The following is a 20,250-nucleotide window of genomic DNA, read 5'->3' on the forward strand; positions in this document are numbered from 1 at the left end:
GAAGGAGGTCCGACATGCGCTTGCCGACACGCTCAAAAGATACCGAAGCCGGCTTCACGCTGGTCGAGATCATGGTTGTGGTCGTGATTATCGGCCTGCTGGCGACGGTGGTGGTGCTGAACGTGCTGCCGAGCCAGGACCGCGCCCGCATGGAGAAGGCGCGTGCAGATATTGGCCGCATCGAGCAGGCGATCGAGATGTTCCGCCTCGACATGGGCCGTTATCCCACAACCGATGAAGGTCTGGAGGTGCTGGTGACCGCGCCCGCCGATCCGCGCCTTGCCGCGCGCTTTCCCGAAGGCGGCTATATCAACCGCCTGCCTGAAGACCCGTGGGGCGGGCAGTACCAGTACATGTCGCCCGGCGAACATGGCCGGTTTGATGTCTGGTCGCTGGGCGCCGATGCCCGGCCCGGCGGGGAAGGCAATAACGCCGATATCGGCAACTGGACGTCGCGATGAGCACAGCCCGCCGGCAGCGCCATGAAAGCGGATTTTCGCTTGTCGAGGTGATGGTGGTCATCGCGGTGATCGCGCTTGTCTCGGTGGTGGCGGTGACGCAGATCACGCCGCCGCGCAGCGCCGCTGAAACGGAGGCGGGGCAGCTCGCCCTGCGCCTTGAAATGGCGCGCCGGCACGTGCTGGCGACGGGTAGCCTGATCGGTGTGTCGGTGGACGCCGATGGCGGGGGCTATGCCTTCATGGACCTGCATCGCGAGGGCTGGCGGGTGCGCCACGGTGACCGCACGCTTGGCCCGGTACGGCTCGCAGAGGGCGTCCGGCTTACCCTGGCAGGCGGGCAGAGCGCTAATGCTGCGACAGGCGATGCCTTGCCGGTTCCCGATTTCTGGTTCGATCCGCTGGGCAGCGAGCCGCCCGTAGTACTCGAACTCAGAGGCGCAGGCCGGGATTATCGCCTGACCGTCTCTGCCTTGCGCCCGGTGGAGGTGAGCGATGCGCGCTGATGCAGGTTTTTCGCTTGTGGAAATGCTCGCTGCCCTGGTCGTGCTGGCGATAGCCGGGCTCGCTTTGGTGCAGGCTCTCACCCAGTCGGCGCGCGCGGCGACGCTTGCCGAGGACCGCGCACTGTCAGCTTTGGCAGCAGAGAATGTGATGGCCGGCTGGCGGCTGGAGCGGGCCGGGCCGCCGCGCGATGCCTCCGGCCAGTACGCGTTTGCCGGGCGCGATTATGAATGGCGCATCGAGATTGCCCCGACGCCCGAAGCCGGGCTGGTTGCGGTCAACTTCGAGGTCTCGCCCGCAGGCCGTTTCACCCGCGCGCCGGGCTTCACGCTGACCCATTTCGAGCGGGCAGAGCGATGACACGCGACGCCGGTTTCACGCTTGTCGAGGTCATGGTGGCCTTAAGCGTATTCGCGCTGATCGGTACGATGTCGACAGGACTTCTCGTTACCACAATCGATGCTCGCGAGCGGCAGGAAGCAGCGATTGAACGCCTGTCGGAGCTGCAGCAGGTCCGCGCGCTGTGGCGCGATGAGGCGGCCCACATGCTGATGCGCCCGCACCGCACGGAAGAGGGCGGCTATAGCGGCGCGGCGCTCTCCGGCCCGTCCGGCAGCGTTTTCGCGTTTGATGGCGACCAGGGTCATCTGGCGGCCTTCACCCGGCGCGGCAGGGCCAATCCGGGCGAGGCGGCAGACCGCTCCAGCCTGGTGCGCGTCATCTGGCGCATTGAGGACGGCGCGCTGCTGCGCGAGATATGGCTGTCTGCCGATATGCCCCCCGCCTCGCGTCCGCAGACCATGGTACTGGCCGAGGGGCTTGAGGACGTTTCCGTCAGCTTCCGCTATGGCCGCAACTGGCTGGACGCGCCCGTGCGCCCAGGACCTTCCGGCGAAGCGCCGATGCCCGACGCCCTCCGGCTGATCTATATCGACGCGCTCGGCCGCGAGATCGAACATATCGCGCTGACCGTCGCCGCAGGAGCCGCCTCATGACCGCACGGCGCGAGGAGAATGAACGCGGTGCGGCGCTTATCACGGCGCTGATGGTGGTCGCCTTCATGGCGGCGGTCAGCGTGTCGCTGGTGGAGATGATGCGCGGCCATCTGCAGCGCACGGGCGCGATTGAAGACCGTCTGCAGGCCGCGGCCTATCTCGACGGAGCGGTGAGTTATGGCGAGCTGTTGATCGCGCGTTTTGCCGGTGATGCAGACCAGCGTTTCACCCCGGCAGGGCCGTGGGACGGGGAAACCCGCCTCTTCCCGCTCGATAATGGCGAGATGGCCGCCCGCGTGCGCGACCGCAATAACTGCCTGAATATCAATGCGCTGCACACACAAGGCGGCGATGGTGAGGCGGACCGGCTGGCGGCCGCCCGCATGCGCGCGCTTCTAGCGGCGCTGGGCGTGCCGCCCGGCGATATCGAAAGCCTGATCGCGCAGGCCGCTGACTGGATTGATGTTGACCGCACGCCCCGCCCCGGCGGCGCCGAGGACGACACCTATCTGGCGCGATCCGAGCCGTTGCGCGCCGCCAATCAGCCCTTTGCCGAACTGGCCGAGCTGCGCCTGCTGCCGATGATGAACCGCGCGCTCTACATGCGGATTGCCCCGTATCTGTGCGCCCTGCCGACGTCCACTCAGCCGACGCTGAACGTCAATACGCTGCGCCGGGAGGAGGCTGTGCTCATCACCGCGATCACCGAAGGCACAGTGAGTATTCAGGCTGCCGAGCAGGCCCTGTTCCGCAGGCCGACAACCGGATTTGAAAGCCTTGACGCGTTCTGGGCAGACCCCGCCTTCGCGCCGTTGAGCGCGGAGGAACGCCCGGCAAGCGCGGTGGCGCTGCGCTCGGAATGGTTTGAGTTGCAGGTGGAGGTGCGGCTGGGCGAAGCGCGCCTGTCGCGCATCCAGACCGTGCGCATGGACCGGGCCGGGCGGTTTTCGCGCCTGACGCCCGTGCAGGGAGCGGTTCTGTGAGCGCGCGCCTCATCATAAGCCTGCCCGCCGAGGCAGACGGCGCGATCCGCTGGGCGCTATGCAGCGCCTTTGGCGATGTGCTGGCCTCCGGCGAGGGGCTGGAGACGTTCAGCTTGCCCGCAGGTGTGACCGTCTCAGCCACAGTCGCGATCATTCCGGCGGGCCATGTCCATGTGCGCCGCCTTGTGATGCCTGCGCGCAGTGACAATGCCGCCCGGCAGGCCGCGCCCTTCGCGCTTGAGGAATATCTCGCCAGCCCGCTGGACACACAGCGCATCACCTGCGGCGCGGCGGATGACACGGGCGCACGCTGGGTCGCCGCGCTCGATACAAGTCTCGCCGAGCGCTGGCAGAACGCTCTGGAGGCGCTGGCCATCCGCCCGGTCTTTGCGATCAGCGAAGCCTTGCTGCTTGATCCGGCGGTGGGCGAACTTGCGCTCGCGGTGCATGGAGCCAGCCTGCTCTGGCGCTATCGGGCGGGCGCTGAAGACGCAGCGGGCAGCATCCCCGAAGCGCTGGCAGACATGGTGGTCCCGGCGCTGATCGCCAGCCATCAGCCTGCGCGCATCACGCTGGCGGGCGGGGAGAGCGCTGAACGTCTTGAGCTGGGGCAAACCTCCCTCCATCGTTCCGGACCGCTGGATATCGTACAGGCGGCGGCCAGTCTCGATATGGCGCAATTGCAGCTCATGCCGGCCCTCTTTGGCGCGCGCCTTGCCGCCTCGCTGGACTGGTCTTCCCTGCTGAAACCCTGGCGGCGTGTGGCTGTGCTGGCCGTTGCTGCGGGCGCGCTGGCGCTGGCCGGTGTGACCACCGAGGCCGCCTGGCTGTCGCGGCAGGCTGAACTCTATCAGACGGCTTCAATGGAGCTGTTTGCCGGGGCCTTCCCTGACACCCGCCGCATCGTCAATCCGCGCGCCCAGCTGGCCCGGCGCCTGCGTGAGCTGGAGGCCATGGATGCTGGCGGCGCTGGCTTCCTGCCTCTGGCGGGCGCACTGGCCGAAGCAACGCAAGACCTGCCCGGCATCCAGATCGTGGCCGTACGGTTTGAGGCCGGGCAGGCAGCCCTCTCGGTGTCCGCCCGGTATGGCAGCTTCGACGATTTCGAGGCACTGCGCGGTGCCGGTGAGACGGCAGGTCTGGACATTGCCGATGCCGGAGCGCGTCAGAGCGCGGACGGGGTCAGTGGTGAGTTTGTCGTGAGGTGGCGCGAATGAACGAAGCACTTCAATCGCGCTGGCAACGCCTGAGCGTGCGCGAGCAGGGCCTCCTCATTATTGCCGCGGCGCTGGTGACGGCCTGTCTTGTCTGGCTTGCCGCGTTTCAGCCGGTTCTGAACTGGCGTGACAGCGCCCGCGCTGCCTATACCGCCGCGGCTGATGACTACCGGCAGATTGGCGCTGGCGCCGCCCGCCTCGCCGCACTGACAGCTTCCGGCGAAGACACGGCTTTGGAACGTGAACCGGTGCGCAGCGTGGTGGCCGGTTCTGCCAGCCGTGCCGGGATAGTGCTGTCGCGTGTGCTGCCCGACGACGCCGGCCGGTTGAATGTCTGGATTGACGGTGTGGATGGCCCGCGCCTGATGGGCTGGCTGGAAACCCTGTCACGCGATCATGGCGTGATTGTCGTGCGCGCTGGCATTGAGCAGGCCGGTCAGGGCGCGCAAGTGCGCGCCCAGCTGCTCCTGGCGAGGAGCGGAGCATGAGACGCGCTATCGTGCTGGTCATCGCCGGTCTCACCGCATTTTCTGCAGCGGCCGTCGCCCTGATGCCTGCCAGCGTTTTTCACGCGCTGTTTCTCCAGCCTCGCGGCGTTCAGGCGGCACAGATAACCGGCACGATCTGGAGCGGGCAATGGCACGCGGTGCAGGTTCGCTCCGTGCGTCTGGCACATGTGGACGGCGCACTGGACGCCTTTTCATTGTTGCAGGGCCGCCCCGCCCTGCAGGTGGAGATTTCAGATCCGCGCGCGCGGGGCGAGGGACGCGTTATACTGGGCAATGGCAGCGTGGAGCTGCACGGCGTATCCGGGCGCATTCTGCCTGCTGACCTTGTCCCCCTAACCGGGCCTGGCCGGGCGGCGCTTGGTGAACCCTTGATGTTCTCCGACGTCCAGGCCCGGTTTGGTGCGCGTGGCTGTGAAACCGCGTCCGGCGCGATCCGCTTTGGCGGGCTCATGGCCCTAGATACCGGCGGCGCTGCCAGCCTGCCGGTTCTGAATGGTCAGCTGGAGTGTGCGGGTAGCCTGCCCGCCATACGGTTTGCGGGCGAAACGGCGGATGTCCGCATTGACGGCCATGTCCGGTTCGGACCGGAGACGGCGAGCTGGTCGCTGGCCGCGACACCCCGGACCGGCACGATAGCAATGGTCTTGCGCTCCATCGGATTTGATGGCAGCGGTGACGTCTTGCGCAGCGAAGGCCAGACTGGCTGGGATGTGCGCTGACCTGCTGCCAACGGCCCGTCAATCCACAATCCAGCCTGTGCGAAGACAAGCGAGCTGCCCCCATGACCGACAACACCCGCCTCGAAGCGCTGGAAATCCATATCGCCCAGCAGCAGCGCATGATCGATGAACTCTCTGAGGCTCTGGCCCTGCAACAGAAAGATATCGAGCGGCTCAAAGCCCAGCTCCACCGCTCTGATGACCGCATTGCGGAGCTGGAGGCCGGCCTGCCGGCCGCCGCGCCTGAAAAGCCGCCGCATTACTGAACGTCCTGCACGGGCTGACGCCGCAGCGGAACCGCGCGCCGTCTTGCGCGCTTAGTTCATACGTGTCCGCTGTTCGGTTCCGTCATGTTCGTGCGCATCCTTGCCGGCCTTGTGGCCCTTGTCTTCGCGGCGTGCCTCGCCCTGGTTCTTGTGATCCAGCTGGCGGGGTGGGATTGGCTGCGCGGTCCGGTTGAGAGGCGGGTGTCCGAAGCGCTCGACCGGCAGGTGACGATAGCGGAGCCGCTGGCGGTGCGGTGGCGGTGGAATTTCGTGCCGCGTGTCCGCTTTGAAGGCGTCACCATTTCCGATGAGGACTGGACCGGCGATGAGCACTTCATCACGCTGGAGCGCGCGGTAGCGGACGTCGCCCTGCTCGACCTCCTGCGCGGGCGGGTGAATTTGCGTGAAGCGTGGATCAGAGGCATGGAGCTGCGCCTCAGCGTGGACGATGAGGGCCGCAATAACTGGGGTCTTGGCCGCGAGGACGGGCAGGGCCGGGTGCCGATCGTTGGCGGGCTGCATCTGGTCGACAGCCAGGTGATTTACCGCAACGCGGCGCGCGAGGTGTCCTTCACCGCTGATCTGGACACGGTAGTTGCCGAGGATGAAGGCGGCGCAGACCGCACCGCCATCTCCGGGGAGGGTGAAATGCGCGGACGCCCCTTGACCTTCACCGGCGAAGGCGACGGCGTGATGCGCCTGCGCGATCCTGATCAAAGCTTTGCGTTCCGCCTCGACATCGAGGGCGGCGAGACGCGTTTCGTGTTTGACGGGCAGCTGGGCCCGCGTGGCAGTTTCCGCGAGATCGCAGGCGCGCTGGCGCTGCAGGGTGAAAATCTGCGCGAAGTGTATGATTTCACCGGTATTCCGGTTCCCGATACGCCGCCCTACGATCTGACGCTTGATCTGGCGCGCGTGGACGATGTCTGGCAGGCGCGCAATATCGAGGGCGTAGTGGGCGATAGCGATCTCTCTGGCCAGCTTGATTACGATACCGGCCGGGAGCGGCCCTTTGTGGATGCCGAACTGACTTCGGATGCACTCGATTTCAACGATATCGGCATGCTGATCGGCGCACCGGCCATCGACCCGGACGATATGAGCGAGAGCCAGCTGGCGCGCGCGCAGGCGCGAGCCCTGCGCGAAGAGGGCCGCATCTTCCCGCGCGCCCCGCTGGATGTGGAGCGGATTTCAGGCGTGGACGGGCGGCTGGTCTTCGAGGGGCGCGAGGTGACCGGCGCCGGTCGGGCCCTCACGGAAGTTTCCACCACCATCACGCTGGATGACCGTGTGCTGCTCTTTGAGCCGCTGGAGTTCGGTTTCCGGGGCGGGCGGCTGGAATCGCGGGTGGAAATCAACGCGCGCGGTGAGGACACCATCACCTCGGCTGATGGCACGTTCTCGGGCATCCGCCTGGAAGACTTCATCCCCAATGAGCGTATCGCGGGTACGTTTTCGGGCGAGATCAGCCTCGTCGGGACGGGTGACAGCATTCGCCGCGCCATGGCCAGCTCGAACGGCCGCATCCGCGCGCTGGTCGATGAAGGTGGCATCTCGCGGCGGACGCTGGAACTGATCGGGCTCGATCTGCTCAACTACATCTTTGCCAATGATGAAACGGTCGCCACCTCGTGCGGGGTGGCCGACATCGCGGTGACAGATGGCACAGGCCGGGCCGAAACGCTGTTGATCGTCACGCCAGACAGCCAGATCCATGGCGAGGGCGCGTTCGACTTCCGCCGCGAGCGTTTTGACCTGCAGGTGCAGGCCCGCGATACCAGCCCGAATATCGGCTCGCTGGGTGGGCCGATCAATATCACCGGCAGGTTCCGTGATCCGCAGATTTCCCCAGCAGAGGAAACCTTTGTCCGCGGCGCGGCTGCGGTCGCGCTAGGCGTGTTTCTAACCCCGCTTGCAGGGCTTTTGGGCACGGTCCAGCTCGATACTGTCGATGGCGGGGTGTGCGAGCGCCTGCTGGATCAGGCGGATGCGCCGGAGGGTGAGTGAGGGGCGCCGCCCGTCACAAATCTGAGGCTTGCGGGGGTTTGGGGCTGCGCTAGGCTGAAGCGCTCTGACCATTTCTCTGGAGATTCCGCTTGAGCACCGCGACCGCCAGCAGCCCGCCTGCTGATGTGAACTACACGTTTTCCGACGCCGAGCTGGCGGCCCTCATGCCCTATGGCGAGGCACGCTGGCACGAGGAAGGCGAGGTGCTGGTGGCTGAGGGCGAGCGGGGCGGCGATTGCCTCATCACCCTGTCGGGCGAGACGCATATCTTCATCGACGACATGGACGGCCCGGTGCGGCTCGGCTGGATGGAGCGCGGTCAGTTCTCCGGCGATATCGGCGTGCTGACGGGGCAGGCGGCGCTGGCGCGCACCATCATGGGCAAGGCGGGCGAGGTGCTGCACATTCCCTTCGCCGCCTTCCAGCGCCTGCTGGTGGAAAACTCCGCCCTGTCCGATGTGTTCGTGCGTACGCTCTCGGCGCGCCGGGCCTTTGCGCTGGCACGTGAAGGCTATTCGGTGATCGTGATCGGCTCCGCGCTTGACCGGACGGTCTTTGCCTTGCGTGATTTTCTTACCCGCCACGGCCTGCCGCATGCCTGGCTGGACCCGGACAGCAATCCGCTCGCCGGGCCGATCATGGAGGCCAAAGGGCTCGCCCGTGATGACCTGCCTGCCGTGGTACTGAGCGCATCGCGGGTGATGACCCAGCCGACGGTCGGCGCGCTGGCTGAATATTTCGGCTCGGACCTTCTGCCTGATGGCGCAGCGGCGGATGTCATTGTGGTCGGTGCCGGGCCTGCAGGGCTGGCAACTGCGGTGTATGCGGCGTCCGAAGGGCTAACCGTGGTGACATTGGACGCCGAGGCGCCGGGAGGGCAGGCGGGCTCCAGCTCCAAGATCGAGAATTATCTCGGCTTTCCCATGGGCGTGTCGGGCCGGGAACTGGCAGACCGCGCCGCCATTCAGGCGCAGAAATTCGGCGTACGCCTTGCTGCGCCGGTAAAGGCATGTGAGCTGGAGCGGCTGGAGAGCGGTTGCTACTGCCTCAGCACGCTCGATGGCCGCAAGCTGGAGGCGCGCGCGGTGGTGATCGCCTCCGGCGCGCAATATCAGCGCCTGCCGGTGGAAGACGCGGAGAGCTATGAGGGCGGGGGGCTCTATTACGGAGCCTCGCCGCTGGAGGCACAATTGTGCGCCGGGGCGGATGTGGTGATTGTCGGGGCGGGCAATTCGGCAGGCCAAGGCGCGGTCTTCCTCGCCCGCACCGCGCGCCACGTCCATGTGATGTACCGGCGCGCCGATATCCGCGACACGATGAGCGAATATCTCGTCCGCCGCCTTGAGGAGCAGCCCAATATAACCCTGCATCCGCAGACGGAAATCTCCGGTCTTGCCGGTGTCGGCGAGGGCGATGACCGGCGGCTGCGGGCGCTGAAAGTCAGAACCCCGAAAGGCGAGGCCGAGATCGAGGCGGGCTTCGTGTTTCTGTTCATTGGCGCAGCGCCCTTTACAGACTGGCTGCCAGCCGGACTGGCCCGTGACGCAAAAGGCTTTGTGAAGACAGGCTCCCAGATCGAGCCGCGTGAGCTGGTGCGCGGTGGCTGGGCGCTCGACCGGATGCCATCAGCCTACGAGACCAGCCTTGAGCGGGTCTATGCGGTGGGCGATGTGCGCTCGGCCTCGGTGAAACGCGTGGCCAGCGCGGTCGGTGAGGGCTCGGTGGTAGTCAGCGCCATCCACGCCGCGCTCGCCGGGTTTGGAAAGCCCGGATAGCCCGGCTGCGGTCAAATGCGGGGACGTGTCCGGTATGCAATGATTGCTGGCGCTGGCCGGGCGGCTGGGCGATTGCCTTTATGGCGCACTCGCCGCTAGATAGCCGGGTTGGGCGCTTAAACTTTCGGACGGCTGATGAATCTCGATTCCTGGAAGTCCCAGATGCGCAAGGGCGCGGCGGAGTTTGCCGTATTGTCCGCTCTGCGTGATGGCGAACTTTATGGCGTTGAACTGGTGGCGCGCCTTACCGGCGCGGACAGTGTCGGTCTGTCGGAGGGCACGGTTTATCCGCTATTGCGCAGGCTGCAATCGGACGGGCGTCTGAGCGCACGATGGGAAGTCAATGACAATGCGCCCCCGCGCAAATATTATTCACTCACCAAAACGGGCCGGGAAGCCGTCGAGGGTATGGCCGCGTTCTGGAGCGAATTCGAAGCGCAACTCAATCTGATTGTGAGGGCATGATGGCCAAGCTGGAGCACGAGATTTCCGCCTATACCGGCGCGCTGCACGCCGCACTCAGGGCGCTGCCCCATGCGGAGCGTGCCGATATCGTTCAGGAAGCGCGCACTCATCTGGAAGCCAGCGCCCAGGCGGGGCGGCTTGCGGTGACGCTGGCGGCGTTCGGTCCGCCGGATGCCTATGCCCGTCAGTTCCTCGACGGTCAGGGCATGCACGCGGTGGCTGACGAGCGCGACATCTGGACGGCCGCGGGCAATGTTCTGGGCAGCATGTTCATGGCTTTGCTGGCCGTGATGTTCGTGACGGTGGCGGTGATCGACATGCTGGTGCCGGCCTTTGGCATATGGGTCAATCCCGCGTCCGGTGCGGTCTATTTCGGACATGCCGGCATGACAACGCGTGCGCAGGAGCTGGCAGGCGTATGGCTGCCTGTGGGCGCGCTGCTGGCCGCGAGCGCGACAGCGCTGCTCAGCTATGCGTCGGCGCGCGCAGCGTGGCGCGAAGTGCGCCGTTACCTGAAAGCCTCAGCCGCGCCATTACCTGTCAGCGGCCAGCGATAATCCTGTGACCGGCGGGCGCCATTTGCCCTAAGGTTGAGCGGGCATGATTCACGTCGCAGGGAGCGGGTAGATGGAATTCCTGATTGTGGGGCTGGCACTCTTTCTGGGGGTTCATTCTGTCCGCCTTGTCGGGTTGCGCAGCCCGATGATCGCAGTCCTGGGGCAGGGCGCGTACTCGATTGTCTATTCGCTTGTCAGCGCCATCGGTCTTGCACTCATCGTGTACGGGCACATTCTTGCTCACCCGTCTGCAGCTGTGTGGGCCCCGCCTGAATGGACCCGCACGCTGGCCCTGGTGCTGGTGCCGCTCAGCATTGTCCTGATCGTGTCGGCCTATGTGCCGGGCCATATCCGCTCGACCGTGCGTCACCCCATGACGCTGGGTGTGCTGCTGTGGGCTGGCGCGCATCTGGTGGCCAATGGCGAGATCGCAAGCTTCATCCTGTTTGGCAGTTTTGCCGCGTGGGCGCTGCTCACCTTGATTGGTGCCTATGTGCGCGGCGGCAGCTTTGCCAGCGAAGGCAAATGGTCTGCCGATATCGTGGCGATCATTATCGGCCTTGTGGCTGCCGGGCTGCTGGCCTGGTTCCATATGCAATTGTTCGGCGTTGCCGTTGTCGAATTTGCATCCGATCCGTACGCATCCGGCATCTAGTCTTCATGGGTGACCGGCAGGCGGGCGCCCGACAGGAGACAGTATTCATGGAAGATGCCATCGCATCAGTCGGCTTTTTTCTCGCGGCGGTCGCCATCGTGATGATCGTTGTCGTTGCCGGTGTGGTGAACCGGTTCAACATGCACGAGACGGTGCGCGAGGCCCTGCGTCAGGGAAAGACGCTGGACGCCGAAGCCATCAAGGCGCTGGGTGCGCCCCGGCGCAAGTCTGGCAATAATGATCTCAAGGCCGGGCTGATCCTGCTCGCTGTGGCGGCAGGTCTGGTAGCGCTTGGTGCGCTCGTGGGAACGGCCCTCCCGGATGAACCGGATGTACCCCCGATGATGAACATGATGGCTGGCGTCGCCGCAATTCCGGCCTTTATCGGCCTGGTTCTGACCGGGTTTGGGGTGGTCAGTGCCCTGCGCCCGCCCAAGCAGGAAGACTGAGCGCACGCGCGGCTCAGGGGGCGCTGATGGCGCAGAGCGACGACGTGCTGGTAAGCCAGGTTCTGGCGACGGGTGACAGGCGCGCATTCAGTGCGCTTGTCGACCGTCATCAGCGCCTTGTACGCGGGCTTCTGGCCCGTCTGACCGGCAACAGGGCGGATGCCGACGACCTTGCGCAGGATACATTCGTGCAGGCATGGCAGCGCATTGCCACCTATCGCGGCGAGGGCAGCTTCAAGGCGTGGCTGTGCCAGATCGCCTATAGCCGTTTCCTGATGAGTGCGCGCAAGGCGAGGTCGCGCGGGCGGCTGATGGAGGGACTGCGCGCTGATCCACCCCTGCTGGACGAGGCGGCCGCGCAGCCGGGGCTCGCGCGCGATCTCGACCGGGCTCTGGTGGTGCTGGGGGATGAGGAGCGCGCCTGCATTGTGCTATGTTTTGCCTCCGGCCTCAGCCATGGTGAAACAGCTGAGGTGACGGGGTTGCCGCTGGGTACGGTGAAGTCTCACATCACCCGTGGACGGGCGAAACTGAAGACCTGGTTTGACCGGCAGGAGAGTTTGGCATGAGCGGACATGATGATGGATTTGATGCCCGCCTGACGGGTCTGTTCGAGGAGGCCGCCCCGCCCGCCGACCACGCGTTTACCAGCCGGGTGACGGGCGCCGTAGACCGTCTTGCATTCCTCCGTCCGCTCTTGCTGGTGATCGCTGCGCTTCTGGGCGTGGCCCTTGCCAGCTGGCAGTTTGGCGATCTGGCCGGTGTTCTTGGCACGGCGCTGTTCAGCATTGGCAGCGCAGCAGCCAATGCCGCCGGCCTGCAGGCCATCGCGATGGCGATTGCGGCGCTCGGGCTGAGTGCGCTGACCCTGATCGCCTTCAGGCATGGCGGGGCTGATCTGTGAGTTGCGCGATTTGTGCAATTGCGAACTTGGGCTAGCGTGCCGCCGTCTGCCAGGCACGGAGTAGCTCATGTCCGCACAAAGCCCCGCCCCCGCAAAGCGCATCGGCGTTCCGGATATCCGCGCGCGCAAGGGCGGCGAACCGCTGGTCTGTCTGACGGCTTATGATGCACCGACGGCGCGCCTTCTCGACCCGCATTGTGATCTTTTGCTGGTGGGCAACTCGGTGGGCATGGTTGTGCACGGGCTGCCTAACACGATCCCGGTGACGCTGGAGATGATGATCCTGCACGGCCAGGCGGTGATGCGCGGCGCCAGCCGGTCGATGGTCGTCGTCGACATGCCGTTTGGCAGCTATGAAGCCTCTCCGGAGCAGGCATTCTCCAATGCTGCGCGTATCCTGCGCGAAACCGGCGCGCAGGCGGTGAAGCTGGAGAGCGGTGTCTATATCGCCGACACCATCCGCTATCTTGCCGAGCGCGGTGTGCCGGTGATGGCCCATGTCGGCCTGCGCCCGCAGGCGGCCCTTGCCGAGGGCGGCTTCAAGGCCAAGGGGCGCAATGATGACGAGCGCGCCCGCGTGATAAGCGAGGCGCAGGCTGCTGATGCGGCTGGGGCGTTTGCGATCGTCATCGAAGGCGTTGCCGAAGACCTTGCCGCGGAGATTACAGGCGCGGTGGCTGCGCCCACTATCGGTATCGGCGCGTCGGCGAGCTGTGACGGGCAGATTCTCGTCACGCCGGACATGCTCGGCCTGTTCGACTGGACACCGCGCTTCGTCAAGCGCTACGCCGATCTGAAAGCGCTGACGGAGGGGGCCGTCAGGGCCTATGCCGACGATGTGCGCGCCCGGCGATTCCCCGGACCGGATCAGGTCTACCGCATTACACGCGCGTAACGCGGCTCGCGCGTATTGCGGCGGCCCTGCAGGGCCGCTAGGGTCCGCCGGACATTGAACTGGCATGAATTGCGAGGCGGACCTTGGTCGACGTTTTCGACGAAGTTGAAGAAGAACTGCGCAAAGAGCGCTATATGCAGATGCTGCGCAGCTGGGGCCCGTGGGTGCTCGGCGCGGCCGTCACGGTCATTGCGGGTGTGGCGGGCTATCAGGGCTGGCGTGCCTGGCAGGAAAACCAGAGCGCGCAAGCCTCTGCGCAGTTTGCCGATGCGCGCGCCCTGCACGAGGCCGGCCAGACGGACGCGGCTCTCGAAGCCTATGCCTTGCTGGCCAGCGAAGGCCCGCGCGGCTATGCAACCCTGTCGCTGCTTCACCAGGCTGCCCTTGCGAGCGAGGCGGGCGACAATGCCGAAGCGGCGCGCCTCTATGAGGAGGCTGGCCAGCGTTCGCCGGTCGCCCTCATCCGCGATCTCGCCCGCTATCAGTCTGCGGTAGCTGGTTTTGATACGCTCTCCAGCGATGATCTCGCGCTCCGGCTTGACCCGCTGGTGTCCGGCGGCGGCGGCTTTGCCCTGTTATCCCGCGAGTTGATTGGCGCGGCGGCCTTGCGCGACGAACGGTGGAGCGAAGCGCGCCGTCACTATGAATTTGTGCAATTGTCGATAGATGCATCGGAAGCCATGCGTTCGCGGGCGCGTGACGCTCTGGCCGTGATTATGCGTGAAGCACCCGAGGAGGTGCCGGCTGACGCTGCGGCCGATGAATTGCCGGATCTTGCCGATACCAATGCTGCGCCCGGTCCGGCAGAGACTGCCGCTGAGGAAGAGGATACTGTCGAATGACTTCTGCCCTTCGTATTGCCATGCTGGCAGCTCTGGCGAGCAGTTTCCTACTGGCCGGATGCAATGCCGGTGAGCAGATTTCCCGGCTCAATCCTTTCTCTGGCGGAGACCGCGAAGACCCTAATGCGCCGCCGCGCGATCAGCGCGTGCCGGTTCTGGGCGTGGGTGAAAGTCTGGAGATCAGTGGCGGTACGCGCGTCACCCTGCCGTCCGCCTATGTCAATGACCGCTGGCCCCAACCGGACGGGTTCCCGACCCACGCCATGCAGCACACGCAGGCGCGCGGCAGCCTGGAACGCATCTGGCGTGCCGATATCGGTGCGGGCTCCAACCGCGACCGCCGCATCAATGCGCGCCCGGTTGTGCTCGACGGGACCGTTTACACGGTCGACGGGGATGGCCGTGTGACGGCGACCAACGCCGAGACGGGCGCACGCCGGTGGCAGGTGCGCCTGACACCACGCGAGGAAGCCCAGGGTGGCGGCGTTTCGCTGCCCATCCCCTTCATTGGCCGCGAGGGCGGAGGCTCGGACCGGTATGCGTTCGGTGGCGGCATCGCTGTCGATGGCGGACGTGTCTATGTGCATACGGGGCGGCGCTTCATGGCGGCCCTCAACGCGTCCAATGGCGAGGAAGTCTGGCGCGAGACGGTGCTGACGCCGCTGATCGCGGCGCCAACAGTCGCCGATGGCCGCGTCTATTCGATCACCCACGAGAACGAGCTGATCGCGTTTGACGCCTCTTCGGGCAATATCCAGTGGACGCATGGTGCGATTGCGGATTCTGCACGGCTGCTCACAGCCCCCAGCGTGGCCGTACAGGGCGATGTTGTGGTGGCCCCGTTCAGCTCTGGCGAGCTGATCGCGCTGCGCGCACAAAACGGAACGGTTCTGTGGAGCGACTCGCTCACGCGTGCCGGCGGCCTGACGCCGATGTCCTCGATCAACGACATTGCCGGATCGCCGGTGATTGGCGGAGGCGAGGTTTATGCGCTGAGCCATTCGGGCGTCATGGCGTCGTTTGACATGCGCACCGGGGAACGCAACTGGACCCAGCCTGCCAGCGCGCTGCATGCCCCATGGCTTGTGGGCAATTATCTGTTTGTGGTGACGAGTGATGCCCAGGTGGTGGCGTTTGAACGCCAGACCGGGGATGTCGCCTGGATCACACAGCTGGAAGCTTTCCGCAATGAGCGCCGCCGCCGTGACCGTATTGCGTGGGCAGGCCCTGTACTCGCTGGCAACCGGCTGCTTGCGGCGTCATCGCGCGGCGATCTGGTCATCATCAACCCGGCTGATGGCACGATTCAGGAGCGCCGCAGTCTCGGCGATCCGGTGTTCATCGCCCCGGTCATCGCCAATGAGACGGTGTATATCGTGACCGATAATGGCCGCCTGATCGCGCTGCGATAGAGAAAGGTACGGGAGCCTCTCCCATGTCTCCCGAACGTATAGCCAGCCTTGCCATTGTCGGCAGACCCAATGTCGGCAAGTCGACCCTGTTCAACCGTCTGGCGGGCAAGCCGCTGGCCATGGTTGACGACCGGCCTGGCGTCACGCGTGACCGGCGCGAGGCGCGCGGGCGGCTGGGCGATCTCGATCTGCGTCTTGTCGACACGGCCGGCTATGAGGACAAGGAAACCGGCATCGAAGTGCGCATGCGCCAGCAGACCGAGATTGCGCTGGCCGAAGCCGATGTCTGCCTGTTCCTGATCGATGGGCGTGAGGGCGTTACTGCGCTCGACCAGCGCTTTGGCGAGCTTCTGCGCCGTGCCTCCAAGCCTGTGATCCTTCTGGTCAACAAGGCAGAAGGCAAGCAGGGCGATGAGGGCATTCTGGAAGCCTGGAATCTGGGTCTGGGCGAGCCCATCCCTATCTCGGCGGCCCACGGCGAGGGAATGGGTGATCTCTATCAGGCCATCCGCGCCGCGCTTGGCGAGGCGGGGATTGATGACGGGCCGACGCCCGATGCCGATGAGGAGGAAGGCGCGCCCTTGCGCATCGCCGTGGCCGGCCGGCCCAATGTCGGCAAATCCACCCTCATCAACGCGCTGATCGGTCAGGAGCGCCTGATTACCGGGCCGGAAGCGGGCCTGACGCGTGATGCCATTGCCGTGGACTGGCTGTGGGACGGCCAGCGCGTGCGCCTGCATGACACGGCGGGCCTTCGAAAGCGCGGCAAGGTGGATGACAGGCTGGAGCGTATGAGCGCGGCCGATACGCTGCGCGCCATCAAGTTTGCCGAAATCGTGCTTTTGCTGGTCGACGCCGAACATCCGCTCGAAAAGCAGGATCTCACCATTGCCGACCGCGTGGAAAGCGAGGGGCGTGGCCTGATCGTTCTTGTGACCAAATGGGATCTGGTCAAGGAGAAGCAGGCGAAACTTGCCGAGCTGCGCGAGGAGTTCGAGCGCATGCTGCCCCAGGTGCGCGGTGCGCCGCTCATTCCGGTGTCGGCGCTGACCGGCTTTGGCCTCGACAAGATCATGCCGGCGGTCGTCGCCCTGCACAAGAACTGGTCAGTGAAGGTGAAGACGCGCGACCTTAATGACTGGCTGGCCGAGATGGTGGCCCGCCACCCGCCACCCGCTGTCGATGGCAAGCGTATCCGCCCCAAATACATGGCCCAGACCAAGGCCCGCCCGCCCACCTTTGTGCTGATGGCTTCGCGTGCAGGAAAACTGCCCGACAGTTATAAGCGCTATCTGGTCAATGGCTTGCGCGAAGCGTTCGAATTGCCGGGCGTGCCGATCCGCCTGATCGTGAAGGCGGGCAAGAACCCGTATGCGGACAAGGGGTAGGGGATTTCTTAGTTCCGCAGCCCATCCGGGCTGCGATATTCCGCGAAAAGTCGCGGGCGGCCGTTCGGCCTTGCGGCGCTGCGCGCCGGGATCCATAACTATCTACATAACAAGTATTTGCGTTTCACCGGCGGACGCCGGTGTCCAGCCTTCTTCTGGCTCCCGGCTTTCGCCGGGAAAACGAAGAATGGGATACTGGACTCGCCTCTTCCTTTGAGGGCTGGGACCGGAAGTGGAAGAAGCCATGGCGACTCTTCAGACCAACTGTGCGAATGCGCGGGATGGACTGATCCCGATCCGGGCATAAGCCTGCGCCCTTCCCCGGCCAGCGGGGTCAAAGCCTGCGTCATATCAACACCATACGACGCCACACACCGCACTTATCCGGCGGGCCGGGTCTGGTGGTATATTCGTATATGGGACGGCAGAGCGCGGGTTTCTAACCCGCCCGCACCACTTCGCTATGGCGTGTCTCGGCCGGCGAGGATAATTCCACGATCAGCGGCGTGACGGTTTCCGGCAGCGGCACGCTTTGCGGGTCTTCGCCCGGCACCGCGCGGGTGCGCATGGCGGTGCGCATACGGCCCGGATCGAGCAGGTTTACGCGAACAGTGCTCTCTGCGAGCTCTGCGGCCCAGCTTTTCACCAGCGCTTCGAGGCCCGCCTTGGACGCGCCATAGGCGGCCCAGTAGGCGCGCGTCTTGGCACCGTCAGACGTGGTGACAAACACGGCGCGGCCAGCGTCTGATTTGCGCAGGAGCGGCTCGAATGCACGGATCAGGCGGGCCGGAGCGACGAGGTTCACCGCCAGCACTTCGTTCCAGGTCTTGGACGGTATCTGATGGGCGGGCATCAGCTTGCCGAGCGCGCCGGCATTGGCCACCAGAATGTCCAGCTTGCCCCAGCGCTCACCCACCGCTTCGGCCAGCTTTTCGATGCCGTCAGGCGTCATCAGGTCCATCGGCACCAGCGTGACCGAGCCGCCAGCCGCGCTGATTTCATCGTCGAGCGCTTCCAGCCCGCCGCGCGTGCGGGCGGTGGCGATGACATGGGCGCCGGCAGCGGCAAGGGCCTTGGCCGTGGCATAGCCAAGGCCGCGCGAGGCGCCGGTGACGAGTGCCACGCGCCCGGAGAGGGAGTTGTTTTCGGTCATGCGTCCACGAGCAGTGAAAGTTGCTGGTCCTTGGCGGAACTGGCCCGGTCGCGGTCTGCGAGCCGGGTGGGATACTCGCCGGTGAAGTAATGGTCGGCCAGTTGCGGCTGAGCGTCATTGCGCGGCGCGTCGCACACCGCCCAGTACAGGCCCTCGACAGACAGGAAGCCGAGCGAATCGCATTCCAGCAATGCCTGCATGCGTTCGGGGTCATGGCTTGCCGCCATCAGCTCCTCGCGCATCGGCATGTCGATGCCGTAAAAGTCCGGATGGGTGATGGGCGGGCAGGCCGAGCGGAAATGGACTTCGGTGGCACCGGCCTCGCGCACCATGCGCACGATTTTCTTCGAGGTCGTGCCGCGCACGATGGAATCGTCAATCAGCAGGACGCGCTTGCCTTTGAGCACCGAGGCGTTGGCGGCGTGCTTGCGCTTCACACCGAGATCGCGCTTGGCCTGTGTGGGCTGGATGAAGGTGCGGCCCACGAAGTGGGCGCGGATGATCCCCAGATCGAAGGGTTTGCCGATCTTTTCGGCATAGCCCAGCGCCGCGGCGATACCGCTATCGGGTACCGGGACGACCACATCGATATCGGCGGGTGTTTCTTCGGCCAGCCTGCGGCCCATGCGCTTGCGCGCTTCATAGACCGAGCGGCCGGCGATTACCGAGTCGGGGCGGGCAAAATAGATATATTCAAAGGCGCAGGGACGCGGCGGGCGCACCGGCGCGTAGCGCACGCTCTCAATGCCGTTATCGCTGATGATGACAGCTTCGCCCGGCTCGATCTCGCGGATCAGGCGCGCGCCGATCATGTCCAGCGCGCAGGTCTCGCTGGCGAGAATCACCGCCCCGTCCAGCTCGCCCATGACCAGCGGGCGGATGCCGAACGGGTCACGCGCACCGATCAGCTTGTCGTTGGAAATGGCCACCAGCGCGAACGCGCCTTCGACCTGTTTCAGGGCTTGAAGCAGACGGTCAGCCGATTTGGTCTTGCGGGAGCGGGCGGCCAGCTGCAGCACGACTTCGGTGTCGGAGGTGGACTGGAAGATGGCCCCGGCCTGCACCAGCTCCTCACGCAGTATGCGCGCATTGGTCAGATTGCCGTTATGGGCGATGGCGAGCCCGCCGCCGCGCACATCGGCATAGAGCGGCTGCACATTGCGCAGCACCGGCGCGCCGGAGGTGGAATAGCGCACATGGCCGATCGCCATTGAGCCTGCCAACTGGTCGAGCCTTACCGGATCGGTGAAATGGTCGGCGACCAGCCCCTGATGGCGCTCTGAATGGAAGCGGCCATTATCATAGCTGGTTATGCCGCACGCTTCCTGACCGCGATGCTGCAGGGCCTGCAGGCCAAAGGCGGCCAGCACGGCGGCCTTGTCTGCGCCGCGTACCCCGAACACGCCGCATTCTTCGCGCGCTCGGTCGGTTAGCGGATCATAGGTGAGGGTCGGCAAGGGGGGTAAAGCGGACATCCGAACCTCGATAGAAGCGGCTAATCGGGATTTGTGGACCGGATAAGCCTGTCCAAAGCCTCGCGGTCAAGGTCTTCATCAGTAGGCGGCGCATCTTGCGCTTCACTTTCACGTGCGCCTTCGGCCCAGGAGCCTTCCGGAGCAAGGCGTTGCAGCAGTTCTGCGGTGGCGTTGGCCAGCGGATAAACACGTGCGCCCTGCAGCCATTCGGGCTGCGCGCCGGGCAGGGTGTTGCGGAACACCAGCACGAACAGGCCCAGAAGGACGAGGCCGCGCACCAGTCCGAAAACGAATCCCAGCGAGCGGTCGATGACGTTTACGTCCTCACCTGCCTTGGCGTTGGGCTGCAGTGAGGAGGTGACGAAGCTGACCGCCAGATAGACCAGAATGAACACACCCGCGAGGGCAATGATGTTGGCGATCAGCGGCGAGCCGGTCAGCCCTTCCAGCAGGCCGGCAAAGACCGGGCGGCTCCAGAGCGCGGCCAGCGCGGCGGCGACAAAGGCGGCAATCGTCAGCGCCTCACGCACGAAGCCGCGCATGAGCGCCAGTATGCCTGACACGAAAAGCACCAGAAGTGCGAACAGGTCAAAGCCTGCAAGACCGGCTTCCATCGCAATCC

At 65.4% G+C, this 20,250-nt stretch carries 24 protein-coding genes; 21 read left to right on the forward strand and 3 right to left on the reverse strand.

Annotated elements, in window-relative coordinates; all coding sequences use genetic code 11:
• The first annotated feature begins 14 nt into the window (after positions 1-14).
• The 21 genes from gspG to der all read left to right on the forward strand — a co-directional run bounded on the left by gspG (position 15) and on the right by der (position 17,000).
• On the forward strand, positions 15-461 hold the full coding sequence (gene gspG / locus AB6B38_RS00715) for a type II secretion system major pseudopilin GspG (RefSeq protein ID WP_371393720.1): 447 nt from the start codon (positions 15-17) through the stop codon (positions 459-461).
• Complete coding sequence (locus AB6B38_RS00720) at positions 458-964, forward strand: GspH/FimT family protein (RefSeq protein WP_371393721.1); 507 nt, start codon at positions 458-460, stop codon at positions 962-964. The genes gspG and AB6B38_RS00720 overlap by 4 nt, the downstream gene beginning before the upstream one ends.
• Complete coding sequence (gene gspI / locus AB6B38_RS00725; RefSeq protein WP_371393722.1) at positions 954-1,322, forward strand: type II secretion system minor pseudopilin GspI; 369 nt, start codon at positions 954-956, stop codon at positions 1,320-1,322. The genes AB6B38_RS00720 and gspI overlap by 11 nt, the downstream gene beginning before the upstream one ends.
• Positions 1,319-1,957 carry a type II secretion system minor pseudopilin GspJ gene (gene gspJ, locus AB6B38_RS00730; protein WP_371393723.1) on the forward strand — a complete coding sequence of 213 codons (639 nt, stop codon included), beginning with the start codon at positions 1,319-1,321 and terminating at the stop codon, positions 1,955-1,957. The genes gspI and gspJ overlap by 4 nt, the downstream gene beginning before the upstream one ends.
• On the forward strand, positions 1,954-2,940 hold the full coding sequence (gspK, locus tag AB6B38_RS00735; protein ID WP_371393724.1) for a type II secretion system minor pseudopilin GspK: 987 nt from the start codon (positions 1,954-1,956) through the stop codon (positions 2,938-2,940). Before gspJ ends, gspK begins: the two co-directional genes overlap by 4 nt.
• Complete coding sequence (gene gspL, locus AB6B38_RS00740; protein WP_371393725.1) at positions 2,937-4,157, forward strand: type II secretion system protein GspL; 1,221 nt, start codon at positions 2,937-2,939, stop codon at positions 4,155-4,157. Before gspK ends, gspL begins: the two co-directional genes overlap by 4 nt.
• Positions 4,154-4,645, forward strand: coding sequence for a type II secretion system protein GspM (gene gspM, locus AB6B38_RS00745; protein WP_371393726.1), 492 nt, complete (start codon positions 4,154-4,156; stop codon positions 4,643-4,645). Before gspL ends, gspM begins: the two co-directional genes overlap by 4 nt.
• The gene (gene gspN, locus AB6B38_RS00750; protein ID WP_371393727.1) at positions 4,642-5,385 is read left to right on the forward strand and encodes a type II secretion system protein N; all 744 of its coding nucleotides are present in this window, start codon (positions 4,642-4,644) and stop codon (positions 5,383-5,385) included. Before gspM ends, gspN begins: the two co-directional genes overlap by 4 nt.
• Positions 5,386-5,447: 62 nt before the next feature.
• Positions 5,448-5,651, forward strand: coding sequence for a SlyX family protein (locus AB6B38_RS00755; protein WP_371393729.1), 204 nt, complete (start codon positions 5,448-5,450; stop codon positions 5,649-5,651).
• 84 nt (positions 5,652-5,735) lie between these two features.
• Positions 5,736-7,658, forward strand: coding sequence for an AsmA family protein (locus AB6B38_RS00760; protein ID WP_371393731.1), 1,923 nt, complete (start codon positions 5,736-5,738; stop codon positions 7,656-7,658).
• An 89-nt stretch (positions 7,659-7,747) separates the two neighbouring features.
• Complete coding sequence (locus AB6B38_RS00765) at positions 7,748-9,433, forward strand: FAD-dependent oxidoreductase (protein WP_371393733.1); 1,686 nt, start codon at positions 7,748-7,750, stop codon at positions 9,431-9,433.
• A gap of 135 nt (positions 9,434-9,568) precedes the next feature.
• Positions 9,569-9,898, forward strand: coding sequence for a PadR family transcriptional regulator (locus AB6B38_RS00770; RefSeq protein ID WP_371393734.1), 330 nt, complete (start codon positions 9,569-9,571; stop codon positions 9,896-9,898).
• Positions 9,895-10,455 (forward strand): hypothetical protein, encoded by a 561-nt coding sequence (locus AB6B38_RS00775; RefSeq protein WP_371393735.1) that lies wholly within the window; start codon positions 9,895-9,897, stop codon positions 10,453-10,455. The genes AB6B38_RS00770 and AB6B38_RS00775 overlap by 4 nt, the downstream gene beginning before the upstream one ends.
• 70 nt (positions 10,456-10,525) lie before the next feature.
• Complete coding sequence (locus tag AB6B38_RS00780) at positions 10,526-11,110, forward strand: NnrU family protein (RefSeq protein WP_371393736.1); 585 nt, start codon at positions 10,526-10,528, stop codon at positions 11,108-11,110.
• A gap of 47 nt (positions 11,111-11,157) precedes the next feature.
• On the forward strand, positions 11,158-11,559 hold the full coding sequence (locus tag AB6B38_RS00785) for a hypothetical protein (protein ID WP_371393737.1): 402 nt from the start codon (positions 11,158-11,160) through the stop codon (positions 11,557-11,559).
• Between the two features lie 26 nt (positions 11,560-11,585).
• Positions 11,586-12,128, forward strand: a complete 543-nt coding sequence (locus tag AB6B38_RS00790; protein WP_371393738.1) for an RNA polymerase sigma factor — start codon at positions 11,586-11,588, stop codon at positions 12,126-12,128.
• Positions 12,125-12,463: a hypothetical protein gene (locus AB6B38_RS00795; protein ID WP_371393740.1), complete on the forward strand. Its 339-nt coding sequence runs from the start codon at positions 12,125-12,127 to the stop codon at positions 12,461-12,463. Before AB6B38_RS00790 ends, AB6B38_RS00795 begins: the two co-directional genes overlap by 4 nt.
• Positions 12,464-12,530: 67 nt before the next feature.
• The gene (panB, locus tag AB6B38_RS00800) at positions 12,531-13,358 is read left to right on the forward strand and encodes a 3-methyl-2-oxobutanoate hydroxymethyltransferase (protein WP_371393742.1); all 828 of its coding nucleotides are present in this window, start codon (positions 12,531-12,533) and stop codon (positions 13,356-13,358) included.
• Between the two features lie 83 nt (positions 13,359-13,441).
• Entirely contained in the window at positions 13,442-14,200 is a 759-nt protein-coding gene (locus tag AB6B38_RS00805) for a tetratricopeptide repeat protein (RefSeq protein WP_371393744.1), read from the forward strand.
• Positions 14,197-15,612: a PQQ-binding-like beta-propeller repeat protein gene (locus tag AB6B38_RS00810; RefSeq protein ID WP_371393745.1), complete on the forward strand. Its 1,416-nt coding sequence runs from the start codon at positions 14,197-14,199 to the stop codon at positions 15,610-15,612. The genes AB6B38_RS00805 and AB6B38_RS00810 overlap by 4 nt, the downstream gene beginning before the upstream one ends.
• A 23-nt stretch (positions 15,613-15,635) precedes the next feature.
• Positions 15,636-17,000, forward strand: coding sequence for a ribosome biogenesis GTPase Der (gene der / locus AB6B38_RS00815; RefSeq protein ID WP_371393746.1), 1,365 nt, complete (start codon positions 15,636-15,638; stop codon positions 16,998-17,000).
• A gap of 439 nt (positions 17,001-17,439) precedes the next feature.
• Here der and AB6B38_RS00820 read toward each other — a convergent pair whose 3' ends face one another.
• The 3 genes from AB6B38_RS00820 to AB6B38_RS00830 are packed head-to-tail and all read right to left on the reverse strand — an operon-like array spanning position 17,440 to position 20,242.
• Complete coding sequence (locus AB6B38_RS00820) at positions 17,440-18,153, reverse strand: SDR family NAD(P)-dependent oxidoreductase (protein WP_371393747.1); 714 nt, start codon at positions 18,151-18,153, stop codon at positions 17,440-17,442.
• Positions 18,150-19,628, reverse strand: a complete 1,479-nt coding sequence (purF, locus tag AB6B38_RS00825) for an amidophosphoribosyltransferase (RefSeq protein WP_371393748.1) — start codon at positions 19,626-19,628, stop codon at positions 18,150-18,152. Before purF ends, AB6B38_RS00820 begins: the two co-directional genes overlap by 4 nt.
• Positions 19,629-19,648: 20 nt before the next feature.
• Positions 19,649-20,242 carry a CvpA family protein gene (locus AB6B38_RS00830; protein WP_371393749.1) on the reverse strand — a complete coding sequence of 198 codons (594 nt, stop codon included), beginning with the start codon at positions 20,240-20,242 and terminating at the stop codon, positions 19,649-19,651.
• Positions 20,243-20,250 lie beyond the last annotated feature (8 nt).

It is taken from the genome of Glycocaulis abyssi, assembly GCF_041429775.1.
GTDB classification, from domain to species: domain Bacteria; phylum Pseudomonadota; class Alphaproteobacteria; order Caulobacterales; family Maricaulaceae; genus Glycocaulis; species Glycocaulis abyssi.

Excerpts from the sequence above, each read along its gene's own strand:
- AB6B38_RS00830 (WP_371393749.1), bottom strand. The coding sequence starts at position 20,242 with ATGGAAGCCGGTCTTGCAGGCTTTGACCTGTTCGCACTTCTGGTGCTT.
- AB6B38_RS00820 (WP_371393747.1), bottom strand. The coding sequence starts at position 18,153 with ATGACCGAAAACAACTCCCTCTCCGGGCGCGTGGCACTCGTCACCGGC.
- AB6B38_RS00785 (WP_371393737.1), top strand. The coding sequence starts at position 11,158 with ATGGAAGATGCCATCGCATCAGTCGGCTTTTTTCTCGCGGCGGTCGCC.
- AB6B38_RS00720 (WP_371393721.1), top strand. The coding sequence starts at position 458 with ATGAGCACAGCCCGCCGGCAGCGCCATGAAAGCGGATTTTCGCTTGTC.
- AB6B38_RS00795 (WP_371393740.1), top strand. The coding sequence starts at position 12,125 with ATGAGCGGACATGATGATGGATTTGATGCCCGCCTGACGGGTCTGTTC.
- AB6B38_RS00755 (WP_371393729.1), top strand. The coding sequence starts at position 5,448 with ATGACCGACAACACCCGCCTCGAAGCGCTGGAAATCCATATCGCCCAG.
- gspI (WP_371393722.1), top strand. The coding sequence starts at position 954 with ATGCGCGCTGATGCAGGTTTTTCGCTTGTGGAAATGCTCGCTGCCCTG.
- AB6B38_RS00780 (WP_371393736.1), top strand. The coding sequence starts at position 10,526 with ATGGAATTCCTGATTGTGGGGCTGGCACTCTTTCTGGGGGTTCATTCT.
- gspK (WP_371393724.1), top strand. The coding sequence starts at position 1,954 with ATGACCGCACGGCGCGAGGAGAATGAACGCGGTGCGGCGCTTATCACG.
- AB6B38_RS00760 (WP_371393731.1), top strand. The coding sequence starts at position 5,736 with ATGTTCGTGCGCATCCTTGCCGGCCTTGTGGCCCTTGTCTTCGCGGCG.
- gspJ (WP_371393723.1), top strand. The coding sequence starts at position 1,319 with ATGACACGCGACGCCGGTTTCACGCTTGTCGAGGTCATGGTGGCCTTA.
- panB (WP_371393742.1), top strand. The coding sequence starts at position 12,531 with ATGTCCGCACAAAGCCCCGCCCCCGCAAAGCGCATCGGCGTTCCGGAT.
- gspN (WP_371393727.1), top strand. The coding sequence starts at position 4,642 with ATGAGACGCGCTATCGTGCTGGTCATCGCCGGTCTCACCGCATTTTCT.
- gspG (WP_371393720.1), top strand. The coding sequence starts at position 15 with ATGCGCTTGCCGACACGCTCAAAAGATACCGAAGCCGGCTTCACGCTG.
- AB6B38_RS00775 (WP_371393735.1), top strand. The coding sequence starts at position 9,895 with ATGATGGCCAAGCTGGAGCACGAGATTTCCGCCTATACCGGCGCGCTG.
- gspM (WP_371393726.1), top strand. The coding sequence starts at position 4,154 with ATGAACGAAGCACTTCAATCGCGCTGGCAACGCCTGAGCGTGCGCGAG.
- AB6B38_RS00790 (WP_371393738.1), top strand. The coding sequence starts at position 11,586 with ATGGCGCAGAGCGACGACGTGCTGGTAAGCCAGGTTCTGGCGACGGGT.
- AB6B38_RS00770 (WP_371393734.1), top strand. The coding sequence starts at position 9,569 with ATGAATCTCGATTCCTGGAAGTCCCAGATGCGCAAGGGCGCGGCGGAG.
- purF (WP_371393748.1), bottom strand. The coding sequence starts at position 19,628 with ATGTCCGCTTTACCCCCCTTGCCGACCCTCACCTATGATCCGCTAACC.
- AB6B38_RS00810 (WP_371393745.1), top strand. The coding sequence starts at position 14,197 with ATGACTTCTGCCCTTCGTATTGCCATGCTGGCAGCTCTGGCGAGCAGT.
- der (WP_371393746.1), top strand. The coding sequence starts at position 15,636 with ATGTCTCCCGAACGTATAGCCAGCCTTGCCATTGTCGGCAGACCCAAT.